Annotated in this window: 19 protein-coding genes; 15 read left to right on the top strand and 4 right to left on the bottom strand. The window is 42.9% G+C overall.

Annotated features, from left to right (window positions below):
• Positions 1-47: 47 nt before the first annotated feature.
• Together EL210_RS09310 and EL210_RS09305 are read right to left on the bottom strand one after the other, a co-directional pair.
• Positions 48-1,883 carry a RagB/SusD family nutrient uptake outer membrane protein gene (locus EL210_RS09310; RefSeq protein WP_018919279.1) on the bottom strand — a complete coding sequence of 612 codons (1,836 nt, stop codon included), beginning with the start codon at positions 1,881-1,883 and terminating at the stop codon, positions 48-50.
• Between the two features lie 10 nt (positions 1,884-1,893).
• Positions 1,894-5,124 carry a SusC/RagA family TonB-linked outer membrane protein gene (locus tag EL210_RS09305; protein WP_026285862.1) on the bottom strand — a complete coding sequence of 1,077 codons (3,231 nt, stop codon included), beginning with the start codon at positions 5,122-5,124 and terminating at the stop codon, positions 1,894-1,896.
• Positions 5,125-5,829: 705 nt separating this feature from the next.
• Here EL210_RS09305 and EL210_RS09300 point away from each other — a divergent pair.
• The gene (locus tag EL210_RS09300) at positions 5,830-6,426 is read left to right on the top strand and encodes an RNA polymerase sigma factor (protein ID WP_018919277.1); all 597 of its coding nucleotides are present in this window, start codon (positions 5,830-5,832) and stop codon (positions 6,424-6,426) included.
• A 59-nt stretch (positions 6,427-6,485) separates the two neighbouring features.
• Here the strand turns inward: EL210_RS09300 and rpe are convergent, their stop codons facing one another.
• Together rpe and EL210_RS13905 are read right to left on the bottom strand one after the other, a co-directional pair.
• Positions 6,486-7,139, bottom strand: coding sequence for a ribulose-phosphate 3-epimerase (gene rpe, locus EL210_RS09295; RefSeq protein WP_018919276.1), 654 nt, complete (start codon positions 7,137-7,139; stop codon positions 6,486-6,488).
• 19 nt (positions 7,140-7,158) lie between these two features.
• A complete protein-coding gene (locus tag EL210_RS13905) occupies positions 7,159-7,284 on the bottom strand; it encodes a hypothetical protein (protein ID WP_004372496.1) in 126 nt (41 codons plus the stop codon).
• A gap of 871 nt (positions 7,285-8,155) precedes the next feature.
• Between EL210_RS13905 and EL210_RS09290 the strand changes: the two genes are divergently transcribed.
• The 14 genes from EL210_RS09290 (at position 8,156) to EL210_RS09225 (ending at position 22,996) form a co-directional block, all read left to right on the top strand.
• A complete protein-coding gene (locus EL210_RS09290) occupies positions 8,156-8,974 on the top strand; it encodes an indole-3-glycerol phosphate synthase TrpC (protein ID WP_018919274.1) in 819 nt (272 codons plus the stop codon).
• Positions 8,971-9,687 carry a phosphoribosylanthranilate isomerase gene (locus EL210_RS09285; RefSeq protein ID WP_018919273.1) on the top strand — a complete coding sequence of 239 codons (717 nt, stop codon included), beginning with the start codon at positions 8,971-8,973 and terminating at the stop codon, positions 9,685-9,687. Before EL210_RS09290 ends, EL210_RS09285 begins: the two co-directional genes overlap by 4 nt.
• A 212-nt stretch (positions 9,688-9,899) precedes the next feature.
• Entirely contained in the window at positions 9,900-10,331 is a 432-nt protein-coding gene (locus EL210_RS09280) for an Hsp20/alpha crystallin family protein (RefSeq protein WP_025879471.1), read from the top strand.
• Positions 10,332-10,591: 260 nt separating this feature from the next.
• Complete coding sequence (gene fmt, locus EL210_RS09275) at positions 10,592-11,572, top strand: methionyl-tRNA formyltransferase (RefSeq protein WP_018919271.1); 981 nt, start codon at positions 10,592-10,594, stop codon at positions 11,570-11,572.
• A 64-nt stretch (positions 11,573-11,636) separates the two neighbouring features.
• Positions 11,637-12,206 (top strand): L-threonylcarbamoyladenylate synthase, encoded by a 570-nt coding sequence (locus tag EL210_RS09270; RefSeq protein WP_018919270.1) that lies wholly within the window; start codon positions 11,637-11,639, stop codon positions 12,204-12,206.
• A gap of 56 nt (positions 12,207-12,262) precedes the next feature.
• Positions 12,263-14,008 (top strand): chloride channel protein, encoded by a 1,746-nt coding sequence (locus EL210_RS09265; protein WP_018919269.1) that lies wholly within the window; start codon positions 12,263-12,265, stop codon positions 14,006-14,008.
• Positions 14,009-14,108: 100 nt separating this feature from the next.
• Positions 14,109-15,089, top strand: a complete 981-nt coding sequence (locus tag EL210_RS09260; protein WP_026285861.1) for an ROK family protein — start codon at positions 14,109-14,111, stop codon at positions 15,087-15,089.
• A 66-nt stretch (positions 15,090-15,155) separates the two neighbouring features.
• Positions 15,156-15,848 carry a LysE family translocator gene (locus EL210_RS09255; RefSeq protein WP_004372510.1) on the top strand — a complete coding sequence of 231 codons (693 nt, stop codon included), beginning with the start codon at positions 15,156-15,158 and terminating at the stop codon, positions 15,846-15,848.
• A 33-nt stretch (positions 15,849-15,881) separates the two neighbouring features.
• Positions 15,882-16,433, top strand: coding sequence for a DUF4924 family protein (locus EL210_RS09250; RefSeq protein ID WP_018919267.1), 552 nt, complete (start codon positions 15,882-15,884; stop codon positions 16,431-16,433).
• Positions 16,434-16,467: 34 nt separating this feature from the next.
• The gene (gene rfbD, locus EL210_RS09245) at positions 16,468-17,340 is read left to right on the top strand and encodes a dTDP-4-dehydrorhamnose reductase (RefSeq protein WP_018919266.1); all 873 of its coding nucleotides are present in this window, start codon (positions 16,468-16,470) and stop codon (positions 17,338-17,340) included.
• A gap of 45 nt (positions 17,341-17,385) precedes the next feature.
• A complete protein-coding gene (locus tag EL210_RS09240; RefSeq protein ID WP_018919265.1) occupies positions 17,386-18,972 on the top strand; it encodes a peptide chain release factor 3 in 1,587 nt (528 codons plus the stop codon).
• Between the two features lie 24 nt (positions 18,973-18,996).
• Positions 18,997-19,584, top strand: coding sequence for a UpxY family transcription antiterminator (locus EL210_RS09235; protein WP_018919264.1), 588 nt, complete (start codon positions 18,997-18,999; stop codon positions 19,582-19,584).
• Positions 19,585-19,606: 22 nt separating this feature from the next.
• Positions 19,607-20,827 (top strand): hypothetical protein, encoded by a 1,221-nt coding sequence (locus EL210_RS09230; RefSeq protein WP_026285860.1) that lies wholly within the window; start codon positions 19,607-19,609, stop codon positions 20,825-20,827.
• Positions 20,828-21,727: 900 nt separating this feature from the next.
• A complete protein-coding gene (locus EL210_RS09225; protein WP_018919261.1) occupies positions 21,728-22,996 on the top strand; it encodes a DegT/DnrJ/EryC1/StrS family aminotransferase in 1,269 nt (422 codons plus the stop codon).
• The last annotated feature ends 19 nt before the right edge of the window (positions 22,997-23,015 follow it).

The raw sequence follows: 23,015 nt of genomic DNA, 5'->3' as shown, positions 1-23,015 counted from the left end.
CAAACATGTGGTGATAATATGATTTGTTTTCATTTTATTGCGTTTTATTAGTCAGACAATTGTCCGTAGATACCATTATTGTTGAGCACTCCATTGCTCTTGTTGATGAATGTCTCCCAGATAGGCCACAGACAGTGGGTACTTGGCTTGACAACATAAAGGCCCTGAATGTAGTCTTCAGTAAGGATGTTGAGCCCGGTCTTGTTGTCTGTGAACCAGTTCTTCGATGTCCAACCGGCATTTTTCAGTTCCTGTATCTTGGTGTTGTCGTCTTCTCCCTTGTTGAGTCCATAGATTTTGATGTTCTTGGCATCGGTAGTGGCATTGATATATACCTTGTCGGGCAGGCCTGCATAACGTCCGGTGCGGTTGGCAAGGGCATTGAGTTTTCCTACTTCTTCAGCCATCTTGCTGTCGATGATACCCCATCTGATGAGGTCAGCCTTGCGCAATGACTCTCCTGCAAACTCCAAAGCACGCTGCTCCACGATGCCTTCAAAGAAGGCTTCTTTACTTGCAGTGTACTTTGTTTTGAGGGCAGCAACCTTAGCTGCAGGCAAGGCACGCGTCAAGATTGGCTCCATATAGGTCCATGCCTTCGCGGTATTACCAAGTGCGTTCTCGGCTTCTGCTGCCATCAGATAGACGTCGGCAAGGCGCATGTATTGCCAGTTGACGCCATCGTCATTGGTAGATGTGACAATACGGCTCATCCATTCATAGCGCAACTTGCCGAAACACCATTTGTTGATAGCCCTCAACTGCACGGCTGCGTTCCCCTTACTGTCAAGCTCTTTGCTCCATTCGTAGGGTACGCAAGTGATGTCTCGGCGCACGTCTTCAGTGTCATAGTCGTAGTAAAGGGTAGGAGTAGGCCCGTTTACGCCACCTTGTGCCTGGCCTGTATATTGGTCTTTGGTATTGTGTTTGACGCCCAAAGTGTAGAGAACACGGCCTCGTCCCGAGGAGAAAGGTATCTCCCAAAGACTCTCTCCGCCTGCCGTTACGTTGTCTTGACAGAGTTTTGTGAAGTTCTCTTTGAATGAACCAAGTTCGTTTTTCTTGGCATTGATGATGTCTTCACATTCCTGTCGTGCAATTTCATACATCTTTTCGGGAGCAAGTTCCGGGTCTTTTGAAAGTCTGAAACCGTCACCACGCAGTCCATAGCCACCTGCATAAAGCGCTATACGGGCACGCAAAGCCTTTACAAAACTCTTGCTGACGCGCTCTGTCGTCTTGGTAATTGAACTTTGATTTGGCCAGTAGCAATAGCTTTCGGCCTCTTTCAAATCATTTAAAAGAACCTTGTAGATAGAGTCACGGTTGGTGCGTGGCAGGTAGATGTTATCGTTGTTGTTGGGCGTAAAACGTGCCGGAACATCGCCCCAAGCCTTCGTTAAGTCTGTATAGATAACTGCTCTTAGGGTCAAAGCTTCGCCTAAGAGTTGCGCCATATCAGGGTTCTTCTCTATGTTTCCATATTTTCTGATGCCGACAATAGCAAGGTTTGCACGCTCAATTCCTTCGTAGAACTTGGCATAAGCGTTATTGTCGGTATTCATTTGTGGGTTGTTTGCCGGCGTGTCATAGTTCCATAAAGCCTGCTTCTCGTTGGTAGCATTGGTCTTTGAAGGATAGGTTCCACTGCCTACTTCCACATCACTGTTCAAACCATAATAGGGCAGAAAGCGACCACGATAGGAATTGGTTTCACCGAAAGAAACGTTTACCGACATGATTTCGGCCTCTGCCAGAGAGTATGTTGAAAAGGTAGTTGACTCGTCAAGTGACGATTGCGTGGGCGCATCTATATCACAAGAAGTCAGTGTCATGCCAGCAATGAGGGCCGACAATAATGTATAGTTGATATATTTTTTCATAAGAATTCGTTTAGAAATTAAGATTCATACCGATGACAAATGAACGACTCTTGGGGTATGCTGAATAGTCAACATTAGGCGTGAGGGCGTTCTTCTTGACCGTATCAGACTCTGGATCGAAGCCGGAATAGCCTGTAATCGTGAACAGATTGTAGCCTGTGCAATATAGACGGAGGCTGTTTATACCGACACGGCGAGTCAAGTGGTTTGGCAAGGTGTAACCCAAGGTGAGTGTGTTGAGGCGCAGGAACGATGCATCTTCAATGGCCCAGTCGGTCAACACCATCTTACTCATGTAGGGAGACCACATGGTTGTGTTCTCATTGAGCTTTGCCAAACGCACGGGATCATTGCACAACAAACCTGTTTCTGGGTCGAGATTAGTCCATCGTTTGCCCTCAGCCATGACGTCAATCATGTTGCGGTAGATGTATTTTCCAGTCGTTGTGTATTCAATCTTGTTGGCATTGTATTCTTGATTGCCGATAGAATAGTTGAACTGTGCACCCAAATCGAAGTTGTAGGCGCGTACGTTGATGTTGAAACCGCCAAAGCAAGTTGGAGTCACATCACCGATCTTGGTCTTGTCGTTAGGGGTAATTTTATGGTCACCGTCTAAGTCTTTCAGCTTCAAAGAACCCGGACGAAGTTTGCCAACGATAGCACTTGCATCGTCAACACCGTCTTTCAATATCCATTTTTCAGTCGAAGCATCATATCCTTTGAAGTCGGAAACCTCATATCTACCTGCATTCTGATAGCCAATAATCTCTCCGACATGACCTCCAACAGCTACAATGTACTCGGGATCAATTTCACTTGACGCCCAACGTGTCTCTTGATAGAAGTCGTTAATGCCGAGTTGTTTAATCTTATTCTTGTTGAAATTGATGTTTCCACTTAAGTCAATACCCCAGTTCTTCTTATTGATGACGTGCCAGGTGAACGTTGTTTCAAAGCCTACATTCTGAGTCTTTCCAAGGTTTCTATACTGGTATTCGTAGCCGGTTCCTGACACAGGGAAAGCTATCAGCAAGTCTTTTGTGGTGTTTTTATAGAACTCAAAGCTTCCATTCAGCTTGCCATTGAACAGTGTCCAGTCCAATCCGATGTTGCGAGTGATTGTGGTCTCCCATTTCAAATCAGGGTTAGCCATGTAGTTGGATGGTCTCAATGGGTTGGTGAAACCATTCACCCAAGTACGTTGTGGAGCGGTAGCTTCATAGGGCATATATTCCTGAATGAGCTGTCCCGAAGCGATATTATTGTTGCCCGCTGTACCCAAACTGAAACGCAATTTAAGGTCATCGAGCCACTTTCTCGTACCGTTCATGAACTTCTCACTTGTGATTCGCCATGCTAAAGCAGCTGAGGGGAAGTAGCCCCAACGGTTTCCTTTCGAGAACTTTGAGGAGGCGTCAGCGCGGAATGTGGCACTGGCCAGATACTTATCTTTATAGCTATAGTTGGCACGGGTAAAGAAAGAGAGCAGCTTGTCGTCAGGATAATAGAAGTCACTTGTTGCAGATGCTGTTCCTTGTGAAGACAAACGCCATGCTGTAGCAGCGTCATAAGTCTTCGGAAATCCTACAACCTGATTGATATTTTCATGTTCTTTTGTGATGATATATTCATGTCCAAGCAACATGTTAAGACTGTGGTCTTTCGTTTTGAAAAGGCTTTTGAAGTCATAGTTAATCGTGTTGGTGTTGCGGAACCTTTCGCGAACATCATTGTCAAGACTGATTAATGGATGATTGGCAAAAGCCTGATCAGCATAGTTGCGAGCCTGATAAGAGGTCAAACCAAAGAAGCGTTTGTCGTACAATGTATAATAATCATAGCCGAATTCGGTCTTTAATGTGAGATGCTTGATAATCTCCCAACCGAAAGAACCAGCCATATTCAGGTTCTTATTCTGTTTTTTCCTATCGTTATCAGCTGCAGAAGTGAGCGGATCATAGATGTTCATGTCGCTGTCATCGAATGAAGTGTTGGCCTCATCAAGGCCTCGCAATGGGATAACAGGATAGATAACGGCATCTTTCAAGCGCTTGTCAGTATCGAATTTCCCCTGTGAATCATTTGCACCGCCACCACGAATATCAGTGTCACTAAAGCGGGCTTGCAGGTCAAAAGTCGTTGTTTTAGAAGGTTTTGTATTGAGCTTCAGACTGAAGTTATCACGCTTAAAGCTCGAACCTACCATGATTGCCTTGTCGTTAATGTGTGCATAACTGAATGAATACTTTATGTTTTCATTGCCACCTGTAACGCTGAGATTGTGGTTATAGGTATGACCGATACGACCATAGGTCATGTCTTGCCAGTCATTTCCTTTCACATTATTATATAGGTCAATGTCTCTGTAGTTTCCAAAATAGTCTGTATAGGAGTTGATTTTGTTTGGATTGTTGTCGTTCTTGAGCAAGGCAAGCTCATATTGCCATTTTGCATAGTCAGCAGGAGAGAGCACATTCATCTTCTTGGCAAGTTTCTTCCAGCTGTAATACGTGTTATAACTCACGTTGACTTTACCTGATTTACCGTTTTTGGTCGTGACAAGAATAACACCATTTGCACCTCGGCTACCATAAATTGCAGTTGAAGAAGCATCTTTCAGCACGGTAATATCTTCGATATCCGTAGCCGGAATGTTGCTGATGTCATCAACAGGGAAGCCGTCAACAATAAACAGTGGGTCGTTACTTTGCGTGATAGAGCCACCTCCGCGCACGCGAATTTTCACCGTTGCATCAGGAGATCCCTCTGATGTTGTTACCTGAACACCGGCTAACTTGCCGGTCAAAGCCTCGGAAGCAGAGGCAACCGGTACGGCTGCAAGGGCCTCATTACTGACTGTCGACACCGAACCGGTGATGTCTTTGCGCTTTACTGAGCCATAGCCGATAACGACAACATCGTTCAAACTTGTTGCTTCGTCTTCGAGAACGACGTTGACAGTGTTCTTTCCTGCAACACCAAGTGTCTGAGTTTTCATGCCCACATAAGACACGGTAATCTTCTTCATGTTCCCTTTCATATTGAGAACAAAGTTTCCATCAAGGTCAGTGATAACGCCATTTCCCTGACTTCCAGTCTCCATCACCGTCGCTCCGATAACAGGTTCGCCGGACTTGTCGCTCACGTTTCCCTTGATTGTCTGCGCAGATAGATTTCCTACAAATAGCAATAGGACTCCAATAAACGCAATGCGAATTGGTTTCAATTGGATAAGCATACTTTTTTTGTTTTATTAGATTAGTATAATTTGCACTGACAAAATTAATAAATAATTTTATAGATTGCAATAATATACCTAAAAAAATATTGCATTTTGTTTTGTCGGAATAAACATTTTGTTCCTTTATGGCTTTGTTTTAATGTTTTATTATGTTTTTTTCTCTCTTTTGAAGGGGATTGTCTGGCATTATCAGTTGAAAGGAGTCATGGGCTGAAATGTATTTTTCTATCGTTCGGGAAAGTGAGAGACAGAAAGGTTTATTATGGAGATAATATATTGATTATAAGCTGGTTAAGGCGTATTTTGTGGCTTGATGTGTTGGGCATAAACTCATTGTGTGATGGATGTTCTGTCTTTTGGGATGCACTTAAGATGTTAAAAAAATGATTTTTCCTTATGAAAAATTTGCTTTTCTCATTCATAAGGGTTATATTTGTCACATATTTTTTGATGATTTAGAGCTTTTCTAAATCGCCCTCGAGGTTGGAAGCTTCCTGCTCCAACCTCTTTTTTTGTTCGAAATATTTGGCAGTAAATGAAATTTCATCTATCTTTGCAGCGTGTAAGCCACATTGAACGATGAGAAAAGTTGACTTTTCTCAGTTTGTATTTGCGTGGTCTACATGAGGATAAAATAATTTTGAAACATCATAAATACGACGCCTATAGGAACAATTTTACTCAGAATTAAAGTTTTAAGGAATGAAGAATCTGAATGTAATGACTGATGAGAAGTTGGCCGTAGACTATGTCAATGGCGATAATCGGGCGTTTGATGAACTGTTATTACGCCATCAGTCCAAGTTGTTTTCCTATATCCTATTTGTCGTTCATAACCGCGAAATCGCTGATGATCTCTTTCAAGAGACGTTCGTAAAAGTCATTACCAAGCTGCAACAAGGTAAGTATTCACCGAGTGGAAAGTTTGGAGCTTGGGTCATGCGCATTGCTCATAACGTCATCATGGACCATTATCGGGGGGTGAAAGTGCAGAAGATTGTTGATACATCCTCTGATAACGACCTTTCGAACATCGGTTCCAAAGACTTCGTTTCGCTTGACATAGAAAGTGAATATGTCAACACACAGGTGCTGGAAGATGTCAGAAAACTGATGAATTTCCTGCCGGAAACACAGCGTGAAGTCGTATATATGCGGTTCTATCAGCAGCTTTCATTCAAGGAAATCGCTGAAATGACCAATGTAAGTATCAACACAAGTCTCGGTCGCATGCGCTATGCTATCCTCAATCTCCGCAGGATGGTGAGAGACAACCAAATCACTTTGCAGATGGTTTAGCTGTTGGTGGCAGGCCTGCATGAGGGTTCTTGTTTGTTGAAACAGATGCTTATAGAAGCTTATTCCAATTTTTTCAAGGCCTCAATGGTCGCATGAGGGTCAGCACTTTTGAACACATAGCTTCCACTGACAAGTACATCTGCGCCGGCTTTCACCAATCGTGGCGCTGTTTCGCCTTGCACTCCACCGTCAATTTCGATAAGCGTATGCGTTCCTGCATCGTCAATCATCTTGCGCAGACGCTTCACTTTGCGAATGGTGTTCTCGATGAATTTCTGTCCGCCAAAGCCCGGATTGACACTCATCAGCAATACCATGTCGACATCATAGATAATATCTTCGAGCATGCTTACAGGCGTTGAAGGGTTCAAGGTGACACCCGCTTTCATGCCGGCAGCATGGATTTGCTGTACGGTTCGGTGCAGATGCGTACAGGTTTCATAGTGCACATTCATCATCATGGCACCGAGTTTGGCAGTCTGTTCAATGTATTGTTCGGGATGCACAATCATGAAATGCACATCCAAAGGCTTTTTACACACCTTGCTTACAGCCTCAAGAACGGGAAAACCGAAAGAGATGTTGGGCACGAATACGCCATCCATGATGTCCATATGCAGCCAATCTGCCTGGCTGTTGTTAATCATTTCGATTTCGTCTTTCAGGTGAAGAAAGTCGGCTGCCAACAGTGATGGCGATACTAATGTTTTCATCTGTGAGTGTTTTTAGAGCTTAGTTCAGACAGAATACCTCGTTTTTTCCGTTCACTTTAATCACCCGATAGGTGTAGGCTATCTGTCGGATAATCTGCAAGGTCTTTTCAGATGGCAAGGTTTCTTTTTGAGTAAAATACTTCATAGGCATTCTAATTATGGTTCTTTTACTCTAAAAACGTTTTACATGTGGTTATATTGTGCAGAGATTGAAAAAACAGATTGAATTGTTTTGCCTTGCAGAATTGCAGCTGTGTGGAGTCTTCCATGATGGGCTGACAGTGCTGATTGTTACAAGAAAGGACTTTAGGGGAGGATGAAAGGAACTGTTCTTACATGAGGAAATCCATTAAGTTTATTTAAGGAAAAACTCAGATAACTTTACAATATGATTTTGACTGTAAGCCAATGTCAATTCTTTCAGCTTCTTGTTTGCATCAAATCGTCAGGTGTTCTCTATTGAGTTACGTGGTGTTCTGACGCAGATTAGGCCGTGATTCGATAGGTTTTGCAAGATGATTTGATATGAGTTTGTCTGCATTTTCCAAGAGATGAAGGGATTAGATACAGAAAAGGGGAGAACTGTTTGCTGCTCTCCCCGACACAAAGATAATGTTTTTTGAAGGCGATTCCAAATCTTATATGAAATATATTGACATCAATGGGGTGGTAAAAGCTTCATGTATGCCTTGTTTTTCTTTTTTTTGATACGCTGCAAGGAAATCTCAAATGGTCGGTATATCCGTACTTCTCTTGCTTTATAATGGCGGGAAAAATCGGTTGAACTCTGTCGGGTTTTGATTTTATGCCTATTTTCTTCTTGAATTTGTCGGCAGATATGAAAAAACAATGTATATTTGTAAACGTATTTGATAGGTGGTGTTTACCCCGTGATATGCTGTCTCTGGCATGATAAAAAGAATGCCGAGGGTTCACGATGCCACAGTCTGTAAGATACTCCTGCTGTCAGGAGGTGGTGTCTTTTGCAAGGAATTTCAGATAAAACAAATTGAAAAATGAATATATTAGAGGAAATTATCGCCCACAAGCATATGGAGACCGACCAGCGCAAGCAGTTTGTTTCGCCGCGCCAGCTTTATGCTCTGGTGGCCCAGAAGATAGATGAAGAGGAGAAGAATGGCTTGCTCCCCAATAGTTTTCGGGCTGCTTTGCAAGCTTCCAAGATAGGTGTTGTTGCTGAGTTCAAGCGCAAGTCGCCCGGTAAAGGTTGGATTAATGAGCATGCCAAGGCCTCAACGGTGCCGTTGGATTATGAAAAGAATGGGGCTACGGCCTTGAGCATATTGACCGATATCGACTATTTCGCAGGCTACGATGAGTTTGTGCAGGAGGCAAGGGCTGTCGGGGTGAGTCTACCTATATTATATAGTAACTTCATTGTTGACGATTATCAGCTCCTTCAAGCACGCTTTTGCGGAGCTTCTGCCGTGCTTCTGATTGCGGAGGGTCTGTCGAAAGATGAGTGCAGACGCCTGTTGGCATTGGCTCATCAGTTGGGATTGGAAGTGATGTTGACGGTGCACAATGAGTGCAGTTTAGACTATGCAGCGCTTGAACCAGACGTTTTGGGTGTCAGTAACCGCGACCTTTCTACATGGATTACTGATGTCGAAACCAGTTTCAGATTAGCTGAAAAGCTGCCACGTGAGACTTGCAAGGTGAGTGGAGGTGGTATTTGTGATGCCGAAACTGCGGATAGGTTGCATGCTGTCGGCTATCAAGGTGTGCTGATAGGTGAATGCCTGATGAGGCAGAACGACCCTGGATTGGCTTTGAAAGCATTTGTTCATGAACTCAAACCCCATGCGATATGAGTGATAAAAAACGATTTCTGATAAAGGTTTGTGGGGTGCGTGATGAAGAAAACATCAGGCAGTTGCTGGCTTTAGACATTGATATGATAGGCTTTGTGTTCTGTACCGACTCGCCACGCTATGTGCAGATGATTTCGAGTATGGCCGGAATTATTCCTGATTACAGCAGAGATCGCTATCAGAAACAATGCGGAACGCTCACGGAAACCGATGATATGAACCGTATAAAGCGTGTGGGTGTCTTCTCGGATGACATGCCACAGAATATCATCACACGCATTTATAACTATAATCTCGACGATGTGCAGTTGGATGGAGCGGAAAGTCCGGTGATGATTGATAATCTTCGGCGGAGTGTCGACCCTGATATCAGGGCGGGAATAAAGATTATCAAGACGATAAGTGTGGCTTCTGCAGCTGATTTGGAGCAATGCAAGGCTTACGAAGGGCATGCTGATTTGCTGCGTTTTACAGCCAAATGCGAGGATAATGACAGTGAAGAGAATAAGTTTGATTGGTCGTTGCTCAACACCTATGCGGGCAAACTGCCGTTCTTGTTGAATGGGAATATAGGGTTGGAAGATGCAGAGCGGGTGCGCAAGTTTCAGCATCCGATGTGCATTGGCATTGAGGTAAACAGGCGGTTTGAAACAGCGCCGGGCATGAAAGACGTCAACCTTCTCAAACGGTTCATAGCCGAAGTGAGGCGATGACAACACAGTGGAATCCTTAAAAATATTAATATATTCTGCCAATCTTGCGCATATTGTCAGCAAAACGATTAAATAAATTCACAATTAAGCCATTCTGTCATGGTTTGTGCCGTGGCATGTTAGTTGCATTTTAGATAGTGGATTTCAAAGCTGAAAGGCTGAGAGGTCAAAGATAAAAATGTAGAATTAAAATATAATAGGAGGTATTTAATATGTTGTTTCCAGTAATGCGTACAAGTAACAATTGGTTGGACAATGCATTTAATGATTTGTTTAGCGATTCAGCTTTGTCAAGAATGAATTCTACTGCGCCTGCAGTTAACGTCAAAGACACCGAGAATGCCTATGTGATGGAAGTTGCAGTGCCGGGAATAAAGAAAGAGTTCTGCCGCGTGAACATTGATGATGACGGTAATCTTGAGATTGCCATTGAGAACAAGTTGGAGCATAAGGAAGAGAATAAGAAGGAGCATTATCTTCGTAGAGAGTTCTCTTATTCCAACTATCAGCAAAGTTATATTCTGCCGGAAGATGTAGATCGCGAGAAGATCAGTGCCAAGGTGCTGAATGGTGTGCTTGAAATAGAGTTGCCGAAAGTCGTAAAGAACGAGCAGAAAGTGCAGCGCAAGATCGAGATTGGTTAAGCTTATATACTTCATGGAAGCTTGGACTTAGCGGTTCGCGCTTCATGAGCTGAATAGATTGAGACCTTTGAGTTTTATGATATAACCCGTTTGAAAAGGGTTGATAGTCATAAAGTTCAAAGGTCTTTTTCTGTCTTTACAGTTGAAGTTTTGCGTTCGAATATCCTGAAAAGCTTGTTTCTGAACTCCAAAAATCAACGCCCAATAGCATGGTTTATCAGAAGAATTTTATTACTTTTGCGGTATAAACATCTTTTGAAATGAAAAAGGAAGAGCTCAGAATAGTCTTTATGGGTACCCCCGAGTTTGCCGTGGCATCTCTTCGGCGACTTGTAGAAGGTGGATATAATGTTGTGGCTGTGGTTACACAACCCGACAAACCGGTTGGCAGACACCAGGAACAATTGCAGCCTTCGCAGGTGAAGCAGTATGCTGTGGCACAGGGAATACCCGTGTTGCAGCCTGTAAAGATGAAAGATCCTGCATTTGTTGAGGAGCTGCGCAGCTATGAAGCAGACCTGCAGGTGGTGGTGGCTTTCCGCATTTTACCCGAGATTGTGTGGGCAATGCCACGCTTTGGAACCTTCAATGTGCATGCCGCGCTGTTGCCACAATACCGTGGTGCAGCACCGATTAACTGGGCGATTATCAATGGAGAGACCGAGACGGGCGTTACAACTTTCTTTCTTGACAAGGATATCGATACAGGAAAGATTATCATGCAGAAGCATTTTGCCATTCCCGATGAGGCAGATGTGGAATATGTTTATGATGGGTTGATGCACTTGGGAGCTGAGATTGCCATTGAAACTATCGACAAGATGCTTAAGAACAATGGGAATGTCGACAGTATTTCGCAGGGAGATTTCTCACAATTCAGTGAGGATGAACTGAAAATTGCTCCTAAAATCTTCAAGGAAACTTGTCAGATTGATTGGACTTTGCCTGCAAAACGTGTCTATGATTTCGTGCGGGGACTGAGTCCTTACCCAGGAACTTGGACGCATTTAGAAGAGAATGGTCGGCAAAGTGTGCTTAAAATCTTCAAGACTGCAAAGACTTCAGCCACAGGAAGCGGGGAAACGGGGAGCATAAAGATTGAAAAAGGACATCTTTATGTGATGTGTGGCGATGCTTGGTTGGAGGTGTTGGAGTTGCAGATGGCAGGAAAGAAGCGCATGAATGCACGCGATTTCTTGAATGGTATGCGTGGTAAAAGCTTTCGAATGCTGACAAAGTAGGTCGCTGTTTTTAGGAGAAGATAAAAAGAAATATTATTTTTGCAGATAGAAAATCACTTGGGATATGACAAGAGAAGAAGATATCAGGAATGCAGTTGAATGTATGAGGAAAGGTGGTGTGATACTTTATCCGACGGATACTGTGTGGGGAATTGGTTGTGATGCTACCAATAAGGAGGCTGTGGCCAAAGTTTACGCTATTAAGAAACGCGATGATTCGAAAGCTTTGATCTGTCTTGTTGACTCGGATGCGCGCCTGCAACGCTGTTTCAGGAATGTGCCCAATGTGGCTTGGGAATTGTTGGACGCTGCCATAAAGCCTACGACTGTGATTCTTGATGATGCCGTGAACGTGGCTGAAAACTTAGTGGCTGAAGACGGAAGTTTAGCCATGCGCATCACGTCGGAACCTTTCAGCAAGGAACTTTGCTATCGTTTTCAGAAACCGATTGTCAGTACAAGTGCCAACGTTAGTGGTGAGCCGGCGGCTGCAAACTATGAGGATATCAGTGAAGAAATATTGAATGCTGTTGATTATGTATGTTGGAGTCGCCGACAGGAACATAAACCTCACACGCCGAGTTCTATCATCAAGCTGGGGCGTAATGGTGAGGTGACAGTGATTAGGAAGTAGTTTTCCACCCCAAAGATACAGTAGATTTGAAGATTTCAGAATTAAGAAAATGGAGAATGGAGCATCTGTCAGACCGACAGATGACGCTCATTCTTGCATTTGTCATAGGTTTCTTCGCTTCGGTGGCGGGCTTTGTGCTGCATAGTATCATCAAAGAAATACAGCAACTGCTTACAGCGGGTTTCGATACTACGACCTTTAACTGGCTTTACTTGCTTTTCCCTATTGTAGGTATCTATCTTACCTCCCTGTTTGTAAAGTATGTTGTCAAGGACAATATCTCGCATGGTATCACACGAGTGCTTTATGCCATTGCCACAAAACGGTCGCGCTTGAAGGCGCATAACTGTTGGTCGTCGGTCATTGCATCCAGCATTACCATTGGTTTTGGCGGCTCGGTGGGAGCTGAAGCACCTATTGTGCTCACGGGTTCTGCCATAGGAAGCAACCTTGCTAAGCTTTTTAAAATGGATGCCCGTACTGCAATGCTGTTGGTTGGATGTGGTGCCTCTGCTGCCATTGCGGGTATTTTCAAGGCTCCGATAGCGGGTCTGGTGTTCACACTTGAAGTATTGATGCTCGATTTGACTATGGCATCATTGCTTCCAATATTGATTGCCAGTGTCACGGCAACATGCTTTAGTTATATCTTTGTAGGCAGTGAAGCTCTCTTTACCTATCATATGGATAGCGCTTGGGATATTCAGCGTGTTCCACCCTATATTGTATTAGGGATTTTCTGCGGGTTTGTCGGCCTTTATTTCATGCGTACAATGACAGCATGTGAAAATATGTTTGCAGGCATGAAGCGTCATCCTTATTTGAAACTTATAGTGGGTGGCTTGATGCTTAGTGTGTTGATATTCTTCTTTCCTTCGCTTTATGGTGAGGGATATAGCATGGTCAATGTCTTTCTAAACGGAAGAACTATCGCCGATTGGGAGCAGGTGATGAATGGTTCAATGTTCTATGGGCACAGTAATCTGCTGGTTGTGTATGTGGGATTAGTGGTCTTGACAAAGGTTTTCGCGACTTCGGCAACCAATGGGGCTGGTGGTTGTGGTGGAACTTTTGCCCCTTCACTTTTTATCGGAGGTTTTTCAGGTTTCTTCTTTGCCCGTGTATGGAACATCTATCAGATTGGAGTGTATGCCCCCGAAAAGAACTTTGCACTCATGGGTATGGCAGGAGTGATGGCAGGAGTGATGCAAGCACCCCTTACGGGGATATTCCTGATAGCGGAACTTACTGCAGGTTATCAGCTGTTTATCCCACTGATGATAGTTTGCATCAGTGCTTATCTGACCATTAACATCTTCGAACAGCATAGTATTTATGGCATGCGATTGGCTCGTGAGGGAAAGTTGCTGACACATCATACCGATCAAGCTATCCTTACATTGATGAGTTTAGATAGTATTATCGACCGTCAGTTTACTTCTGTAGCCCCGGATATGCCACTTGGAAAGTTGATAAATGCCATAAGCAAGAGTCATACGAGTTTCCTTCCTGTGCTTGACAATGCCGGAATTTTACTTGGAGAAATTGATATAACCAAGATTCGTCACATCATGTTCAGGTCTGAATTGTATAATCGCTTTACGGTGAAAGATATCATGACTCCGGTTCCTGCGACTCTTGTTAAGGAAGATAAGATGATTGATGTGATGCATAAATTTGAGAAAGCTAATTGTAATTATCTGCCGGTAGTAGATGTGAATGGCCATTTGAAAGGCTATGTGTCGCGCACTCGTATGTATAGCATGTATCGTCATCTTGTGGCAGACTTCAGTTCTGAATAATGTTTTTTATCGAAAAATTTGCAATAATCGAAGAAATATAATATCTTTGCTTAGAGTTTACCTGCTAACAATAGATAATAAACAATATAATAAGAAGAACATGAACGCAAACGAAACAATCAAACCGTATGTAATAGGTCTTGACCTGGGTGGTACCAATTCTGTGTTCGGAATTGTTGACTCACGCGGTGAAATTAAAGCTACAACTGCTATCAAAACGCAAGGTTATGATAATGTCGAGGATTATGTTGATGCTTCGGTTGAGGCATTGAAAGTCATTATTGACCAGGTTGGCGGTATTGATACCATTAAAGCGATGGGGATAGGTGCCCCTAATGGCAATTATTATACGGGCACAATTGAATTTGCTCCAAATCTTTCTTGGGGACGCAATGGTATTGTCCCTTTGGCAGATATGTTCAGTAAACGCCTTGGTGGAATTCCTGTTGGGCTGACTAATGATGCGAATGCAGCAGCAATTGGTGAGATGACTTACGGTGTAGCACGTGGCATGAAGAACTTTATCGTTATCACTTTGGGTACAGGTGTAGGCTCTGGAATTGTTATCAATGGTCAGATGGTCTACGGTTGTGATGGTTTTGCCGGTGAATTAGGGCATGTAATCATGCGTCCAACAGATGGACGTTCTTGTGGATGTGGCCGTAATGGTTGCTTGGAAGCCTATTGTTCAGCAACAGGTGTAGCTCGTACGGCACGTGAATTCCTGTCGAAAAGCGATGAGCCTTCATTGCTCCGTGATATGAATGCCGATGATATTACTTCCTTGGATGTCAGTATCGCTGCTGAAAAAGGTGATGCTTTAGCCAATCGTGTGTATGAGTTTACTGGCGAAATGCTTGGAGAAGCTTGTGCAAACTTTGCCGCTTTCTCAAGTCCTGAAGCTTTCATTTTCTTTGGAGGACTGACAAAAGCCGGTAATTTATTGATGAAACCATTGCTTGAAAGCTATAATAAGCATGTTTTAGCAGTGTTCAAGAATAAGGCGAAATTCCTTATCAGCGGTCTTGAAGGATCGAGTGCGGCAGTGCTTGGTGCCAGTGCTGTTGGTTGGGAATTGTAATTTTTTAATATTTAAGCAGATTGCCTTTTGCAATCTGCTTTTTTTTATTTAACTTTGTACCCTGTTATGAATGTGGCACTTCCTTTTCAGATAAACATCCTGGAACTCATATTCAAGGGTATCTTAATAGGAGTACTTGCGTCTGCTCCAATGGGGCCTGTAGGTATTCTTTGCATTAACCGTACTCTTAAGAAAGGTCGTTGGTTTGGCTTTGTTACTGGAGTTGGTGCGGCATTTAGTGATTTGATATATGCTGTATTAACAGGCGTAGGGATGAGCTTTGTTATTGATTTTGTCAAAAATCCCAATACAAAGTTCTATCTTCAGATATTCGGTGGTGTGCTTATATTGCTGTTTGGAATTTACAGTTATCGGAGTAATCCCATGCAGAATGCACACAAGAGTAGTGGAAATGGCCGTGGATCTTTATGGCATAATGCATTGACTGCTTTTGCTGTGACATTTAGTAATCTGCTGATAGTGCCTTATTTCATGATGCTTTTTGCCCTGTTTGCTTTTGTAATTCCCGACCATAAGGTAGAAATGTGCATAGGTTATGTGAGTGTTTTGTTTGGTGCATTGCTCTGGTGGTATGGTCTGACATGGTTGGTAGACAAGATTCGAACCAAGTTTGATGACAATGGAATAGTCATTATTAACAAGGTAATAGGAAGCATAGTCATTATTTTCTCATTGATAGCTCTTATCGGAACGATCTTTAATTTGTATCATCTCCCGGAACTTGCTTCGTTGAAGTAGGCTTCTTAAAACAACAAATAGCATTTTTTCAATATGTTCATAGCGAAAGAATTAAGAAAGAAATCTATTGCAGAATATCTGCTTTATATGTGGCAGATGGAGGATGTCATTCGTGCGATGGGATGTTCTCTTCCATTAATCCGAAAGGCTTATATCAGTAAGTTTACGGATTATACCGATGAACAAAAGGAGGAAGAGGCCGATTGGTTTGGCAACTTAATTCGTATGATGAATGAAGAAGGTAAACGCGAAGTGGGGCATTTGAATATCAATGCTATTGTTGTCCGCGATATGGTCGACCTTCATAATCGCCTTTTACAAAGCAATAAGTTTCCTATTTATAATGCTGAATATTATAAGGTGTTGCCTTTCGTCGTTGAATTGCGCAACAAGGGAGACAAGAATATAAGTGAGATAGAAACCTGTCTTGATGCACTTTATGGCATTATGATGTTGAGAATGCAGCAAAAGGAAATTTCTCCTGACACAGAACATGCCATTAAGGAGATTACAACTTTTATCGGTCTTTTGAGTGATTATTATATAAAGGACGAAACCGAGGGCTTGGATTTCGGCGAGGAATAGGCCTTGCGAATTTATGATATAGATTGTCAAGCGTATGAATATTTTAGTAACGGGTGCAAACGGACAGTTGGGAAACAAGATACAATTGGTTGCAAAAGCAAGTCACGACCATTATATCTTCACCGATGTCTGTGAAGGTTATCAAAAGTTAGACATTACAAACCTCAATGCTATTCAAGAGATGGTCAAGCAGTTTGATGTGAAGTGTATCATCAACTGTGCTGCTTGGTCTAACGTAGATGCTGCAGAGACCGCCGGTGAGATTGTTGAGACACTGAATGCAACAGCTCCAGAGAACCTCGCCAAGGCTATGAAAGAAGTAGACGGCTTGTTAGTTCATATCAGTACAGATTATGTTTTTGGAGGCGACCCCTATAATACGCCGTGCAAGGAAGACCAGAAAGGCACTCCGACAGGTGTCTATGGGCTGACCAAATTGCATGGCGAGCAGAAGATACAAGCTACAGGTGTGAAGCATATCATCATCAGAACAGCCTGGCTTTACTCTGAGTTTGGAAAGAATTTTGTCAAGACCATGTTAAGTTTGACAGCTGTAAAACCTCAATTAAAAGTGGTTTTCGACCAGTGTGGAACTCCTACTTATGCGGGCGACTTGGCTGATGTTATTTTAGATATCATAGAAAACCGTAAGTTCGATGGCAATGAGGGAATCTATCATTTCAGCAACGAAGGTGTTTGTTCTTGGTTTGATTTTACGAAAGAAATAACTCGTTTGGCGGGTCATACAAATTGTGATATTCTGCCATGTCATAGTGATGAATTTCCCAGCCCAGTCACACGTCCTGCTTATTCGGTACTTGACAAGACGAAAATTAAGGAGACCTTTGGTATCAAAATACCATATTGGACCGACAGTTTGAAAAAGTGCATGGCAGCATTACATTGATTATAGTCTATTCTGGCTGCTGCTCTACAATTCAGAATAATTGATATGAACGAAATACAAAGAAGGCGAACCTTCGCCATTATCTCTCATCCGGATGCCGGTAAGACTACGTTGACAGAAAAATTCCTGCTCTTCGGTGGGCAGATACAGGTGGCGGGGGCTGTTAAGAACAATAAAATCCGAAAGACAGCCACGTCAGACTGGATGGATATTGAGAAGCAACGCGGTATCTCTGTGTCTACTTCTGTCATGGAATTTGATTATCTTCCTGATGGAGAAACAGGCGAACCTTACAAAGTGAACATTCTTGATACTCCAGGACACCAGGATTTTGCCGAGGATACTTACCGCACATTGACAGCTGTAGACTCTGCAATCATTGTCGTGGATGGTGCAAAAGGTGTAGAGGCGCAAACCAGAAAATTGATGGAAGTGTGTCGCATGCGCAATACACCTGTTATTATTTTCATCAACAAAATGGATCGTGAAGGGCGTGATCCGTTTGATTTGCTTGATGAACTTGAAGAAGAATTACAGATAAAAGTGCGTCCGTTATCCTGGCCAATAGGTCAAGGACAGCGTTTCAAAGGTGTATATAACATCTATGAACAGCAGCTTAATCTCTTCACACCGAATAAACAGCGTGTGACAGAAAAGGCAGCTGTAGACATAGCTTCTGCCGAGTTGGATGAAAAAGTGGGTGAACGTGAGGCACAACAGCTGCGTGATGACCTTGAATTGGTAGACGGTGTATATCCTGAATTCGATAAGGAAACCTATCGTAGTGCTGAGGTTGCTCCCGTATTTTTTGGTTCGGCACTCAATAATTTCGGTGTACAAGAACTATTGAATTGTTTCGTTGATATTGCTCCAAGCCCTAAACCAACTAAGGCCGAAGAGCGAATGGTTGAGCCTACAGAACCTAAATTCACTGGTTTTATTTTCAAGATTACTGCCAATATCGACCCCAATCACCGCAGTTGTATTGCATTCTGTAAGGTCTGTTCGGGCAAGTTTGTCCGCAACCAGCCCTATCTGCATGTGCGTCAGGGTAAGATAGTCCGTTTCTCTTCGCCTACTCAGTTCATGGCTCAACGTAAGAGTACGGTTGATGAAGCCTATCCTGGCGATATTGTCGGACTTCCGGATAATGGGATTTTCAAGATAGGCGACACGTTGACTGAAGGTGAACAGTTGCATTTCCGCGGTCTTCCAAGCTTCTCTCCGTTATTGTTCAAATATATTGAAAATGATGATCCGATGAAGAGCAAGCAGTTCCAGAAAGGGCTTGAACAGTTGATGGACGAGGGCGTAGCCCAGTTGTTTGTCAATCAGTTCAATGGTCGTAAGATTGTAGGCACTGTCGGTCAGTTGCAGTTTGAAGTCATCCAGTATCGTTTGGAGCATGAATATAATGCCAAATGTCGCTGGGAACCTGTGCATTTGCATAAGGCCTGTTGGGTGGAAGCCGATGATGAAACCGAATTAGACAACTTCAAGAAGCGTAAATATCAGTATATGGCCAAGGATACAGAGGGGCGCGATGTGTTCCTTGCTGACAGTGGTTATGTACTTTCTATGGCCCAGCAAGACTTCAAGAACATTCGTTTCCACTTCACAAGTGAATTCTAATCCTCTTAAATCTGATTGCATACGATGGACGAAAAAGTGACAGCGACAGAACTTTCGAATAAAGAAATGAAGCCCGAAACGGCTATGAGCGATCATACTCCATGGTATGCAATCAAGCTTTTCACTGTTCGGCAGAAAGCGGTAGCGGCTTATTTCAATGAAAAAGGACTTGAAACTTTCATCCCTGAAGAGTATGTTGATATCGAAGATGAGAACCATAAGGTCAAGCGGGTGTTGCGTCCTGTCGTGCGTAATCTTATCTTTCTGAAGAAAGATAGGGACGAACAGGAAATCCGCAAATATGTCTTGGCATCGACATTCAAGATGAGTGTGGTCACAAAGAGCCGTGAAAACAAAAGCTATTATGAGATTCCTGCCGTACAGATGTTTGAGTTTCGGGCCATGTGTAATCCTGAACTCACGATGCGAAAGTATCTCAGTGAGGAACAGGCCCATTTGAAAAAAGGCGACAGGGTACTCGTGAAGCATGGGCCGTTGAAAGGACTTACCGGGCGATTGGTACGTTCTAATAAGAAATACTATCTGTTGAAGGAGGTGCCGGGCATGGCCATTATGATTAAAGTGACGCGTTGGTGTTGCGAAGGCCTTTAGTTTTTGTCTAAAATACCATAACATGAAACACAATCTTTTATTATTTCTTTTGATGTCCCTCTTCCCATTTTACTCTTGGGGACAAGCTTCTTCAGAGCCTATAGGGACATTACTGACCGATGAAAGTGAACTTGTCGATGGCGGATTATATGTCATGGCAGGGCGTGTGGGGCATCAGTTCTATGGCTCTCATTATCAACAAATGGGTGCATTTTTCTTTTATTCCTCTTTCTTAGAAGGAAAAAATAAGGAACATTCTTCGTTTCGTGAGGTCTTACCTTATTGTGATCTGTTGCGTTTCGAGAAACAAGAGGGCGAATGGTGTATAAGAAATCTCACAGCAGAACATGCCGATGAATCTCATCGCTTTCTTTGTTATGATTCGGATTTTCCTCAGCTTTTGAAAGCCAATTACCTTATCAATAAGGGTAATCGTGTGACTTTTGCGAAAGAGAATGGTGTCTTGAATGTCTCCATTGGAGGGAAAGTATTGGGTTATGACAGGGAAAAGATGCGTTATGTTTTAGATAAAAATGCAGCCAAATATGCTCGGGTAGAATTTTACCACATAGAGAACACCCGATTGTTGTTGTCTGATACGCTTCAATTGTATTGCATTGATGCAACAGCCTATGTGCGTTTGAAACGCCATTTCAAGTCGGATTGCTTCAACACATTAATCCTTCCATTCGATGTGCCCGATTATAAGAAGGTGTTTGGGCAGGGTGCTGTAGCCTACATTCCTTCGGAATTCACCGATGGAAAGCTCCATTTTACCAAGGTTGAAGCTTCGCTTAAAGCCCATACGCCCTATCTTCTTTGTGGTAAATTAGATGATGTTGAAGATGATATCCATGATTTTGGACTCTGCAAGATTTATTTTAAGAAAGATGTTTCTTTAGAGCGTACGGTGTCCGGAGTAACTTTTCATGGGGTATATCATTCTGATAAAAGATCTTTTTTCAAAGGAGATTATCTCTTTGGTGACAAGAAACTCTTTCAGCCGAAAGGCAAAGAGAAGATAAGATTGGATGCTTTCAGGTGGTATCTCTCTTGCAAAGCACCTCTCAAGGCCGGCGCTTTGCGTTTGAGCAACATTCCTTTGAGCTTGCCTTCCGTATCTCTTTTGGGCCAAAGAACAGAGCGCATTTACACTTTGGAGGGGCGTTATGTGGGTTCCTCTCTAAAGAAGCTGCCGAAAGGTATCTATATAAGAGGAGGAAAGAAAGTCGCAGTGAGGTAGTAGACTGCGCCTTTTCGCATCTCTTGATGATTGGAAAACGAAACTCTCTGACGCAGAAATGCTATCTGATAAGGACTGTCGTAATTTGTGTTATCCTCGTAAGCGGATAATGTGTTAATATATTTCAAGGATATTTACAATTGCTTTCTCATAACTCGCGTATTTGAAATGGAAGTCGCCTTCGTTCCAAATACGTGCTGTTTTTCTTGATGTTGTAATACTTTGGTAATCAGATGATTGCTGAACTTAAGCCGAAATGTGAGGTGAAATTACGTTGAAAAACATTGCAATCTGCATCAAATGACACTGCGATTTGCATCAAATGACACTGCGATTTGCATCAGATTAGCGTGTGATTTGACTCAAAAAGCAGTGTGGTTTGAGTCAAGTTACAGTACATTGTGCATGGAGTTTCAAGTCAGTCAGTTTGAGATTGCGATATTATGTTCATTTTTTGCTTTTCTTTTTTCTATTTGTCGATGTGTAGAAAAGTTAAAAACAGGGTGATAATGTTTACAAAATGAGGGTCGTTTCCAGCGGTGTTGGTTTGTTCATAAGCGTATAATGAAGCACGTTCTGTTTAGCTTTCATAGAAGCTTTTCTGTTCTTTGTAGGGGAGATTCCTTTATAATTATGACAAAAACAGACGCTATATATCAGAAACTTATGTGTAAATTTGTCTTTTACATTAAAAAAACTTAACTTTGTAAAATCATACATAATGAAAGGATTAACGCTTTATGACGATGCAATGAAAGGGAGATTATTTCTTTTAGAAACATGCACATAGGTGGCAGTTTCAGATAGGTTGCATTGTCATGGCTTGGCGGAGAGAATAAGATAAAAATAGAATTGCAGGATTTTGGATAAGAAAAGAGATTATGTGTAGTTTCTTTTTTGATGATAAACATTGTTAAATATATGACACAAAAACGCATTTTTTTATGTTTGGCTCATATGAGTGGCCAAGAAATGAAGTTCATTCAGGAAGCTTTCGACACCAATTGGGTGGTACCACTTGGTCCAAACGTAAATGGTTTTGAGAAAGATTTAGAGAGTTTTATGGGGCAGCAGAAGCGCATTGTGGCGCTTTCATCCGGCACGGCAGCTGTGCATTTGGCATTGATAGCCTGCGGTGTAAAGGCAGGGGATGAGGTCATTGTGCAGACGTTTACATTCTGTGCTTCCTCGCATCCCATTACATATTTAGGGGCTAAACCGGTGTTTGTGGATTCTGAAAGCGATACTTGGAACATGTCTCCTGAACTTCTTGAAGAGGCTATCAAAGACAGAATTGCAAAGACGGGACGTAAACCTAAGGCTATTGTTCCTGTCTATTTATATGGCATGCCGGCTAAGATTGATGAGATTTTATCCGTTGCCGAACGTTATGATATCCCTGTTGTAGAAGATGCAGCCGAAGGATTTGGCTCGCGTTATGACCGTCAGATGGTCGGCACATTTGGCCGTTATGGTGTGCTTAGTTTCAATGGGAATAAGATGATTACGACTTCAGGTGGAGGTGCATTGGTATGTCCTGACGGCGAAAGTTACAATCGGGTGATGTATTTTGCAACGCAGGCACGTGAGTCATATCCTTACTATCAGCATACGGAAATCGGTTATAACTATCGCATGAGTAATATCTGTGCGGGCATTGGGTGTGGGCAGATGACGGTTATAGACGAGCATATCCGTCATCATCAGCATATTGCCCAGCTTTACAGAGAGGCTTTCAAGGAAGTTGAAGGCATAGATTTTCATGATAATCCCGATGAGCGCACAGACAGTAATTTCTGGCTGAATACGATAACGATAGCCCCCGATTTGAAGGTGAAAGGGCAGGAGAACGCCTACAAAACAATCGTAAAAGGGGCCGTAGGGGGTGCTGCTGGCGTTGTTCATCAGGCTTCAACGGCACATACGGATTGTGAACCAAACGCCAATGTGGAGGCAATGAGGCTCTATCTTGATAGGGCCGGCATTGAAAGTCGACCGTTATGGAAACCCATGCACAGGCAACCTGTCTACCAGGATGCACCGGCATATCTCAATGGTGTCAGTGAAGAATTGTTCCATTGCGGACTTTGTTTGCCGAGTGGCCCTATGGTTACAGATGAAGATGTGGCCAGAATAATCCACACGATAAAGGATTCTGTTTGCTGTTAAACTAATTGATATTTCGTAT

The sequence above is a fragment of the Segatella oris genome (assembly GCF_900637655.1).
GTDB lineage: Bacteria > Bacteroidota > Bacteroidia > Bacteroidales > Bacteroidaceae > Prevotella > Prevotella oris.
Note: the sequence above shows the minus strand (reverse complement) of the source record. Positions and strands in the feature narration are given on the sequence as shown.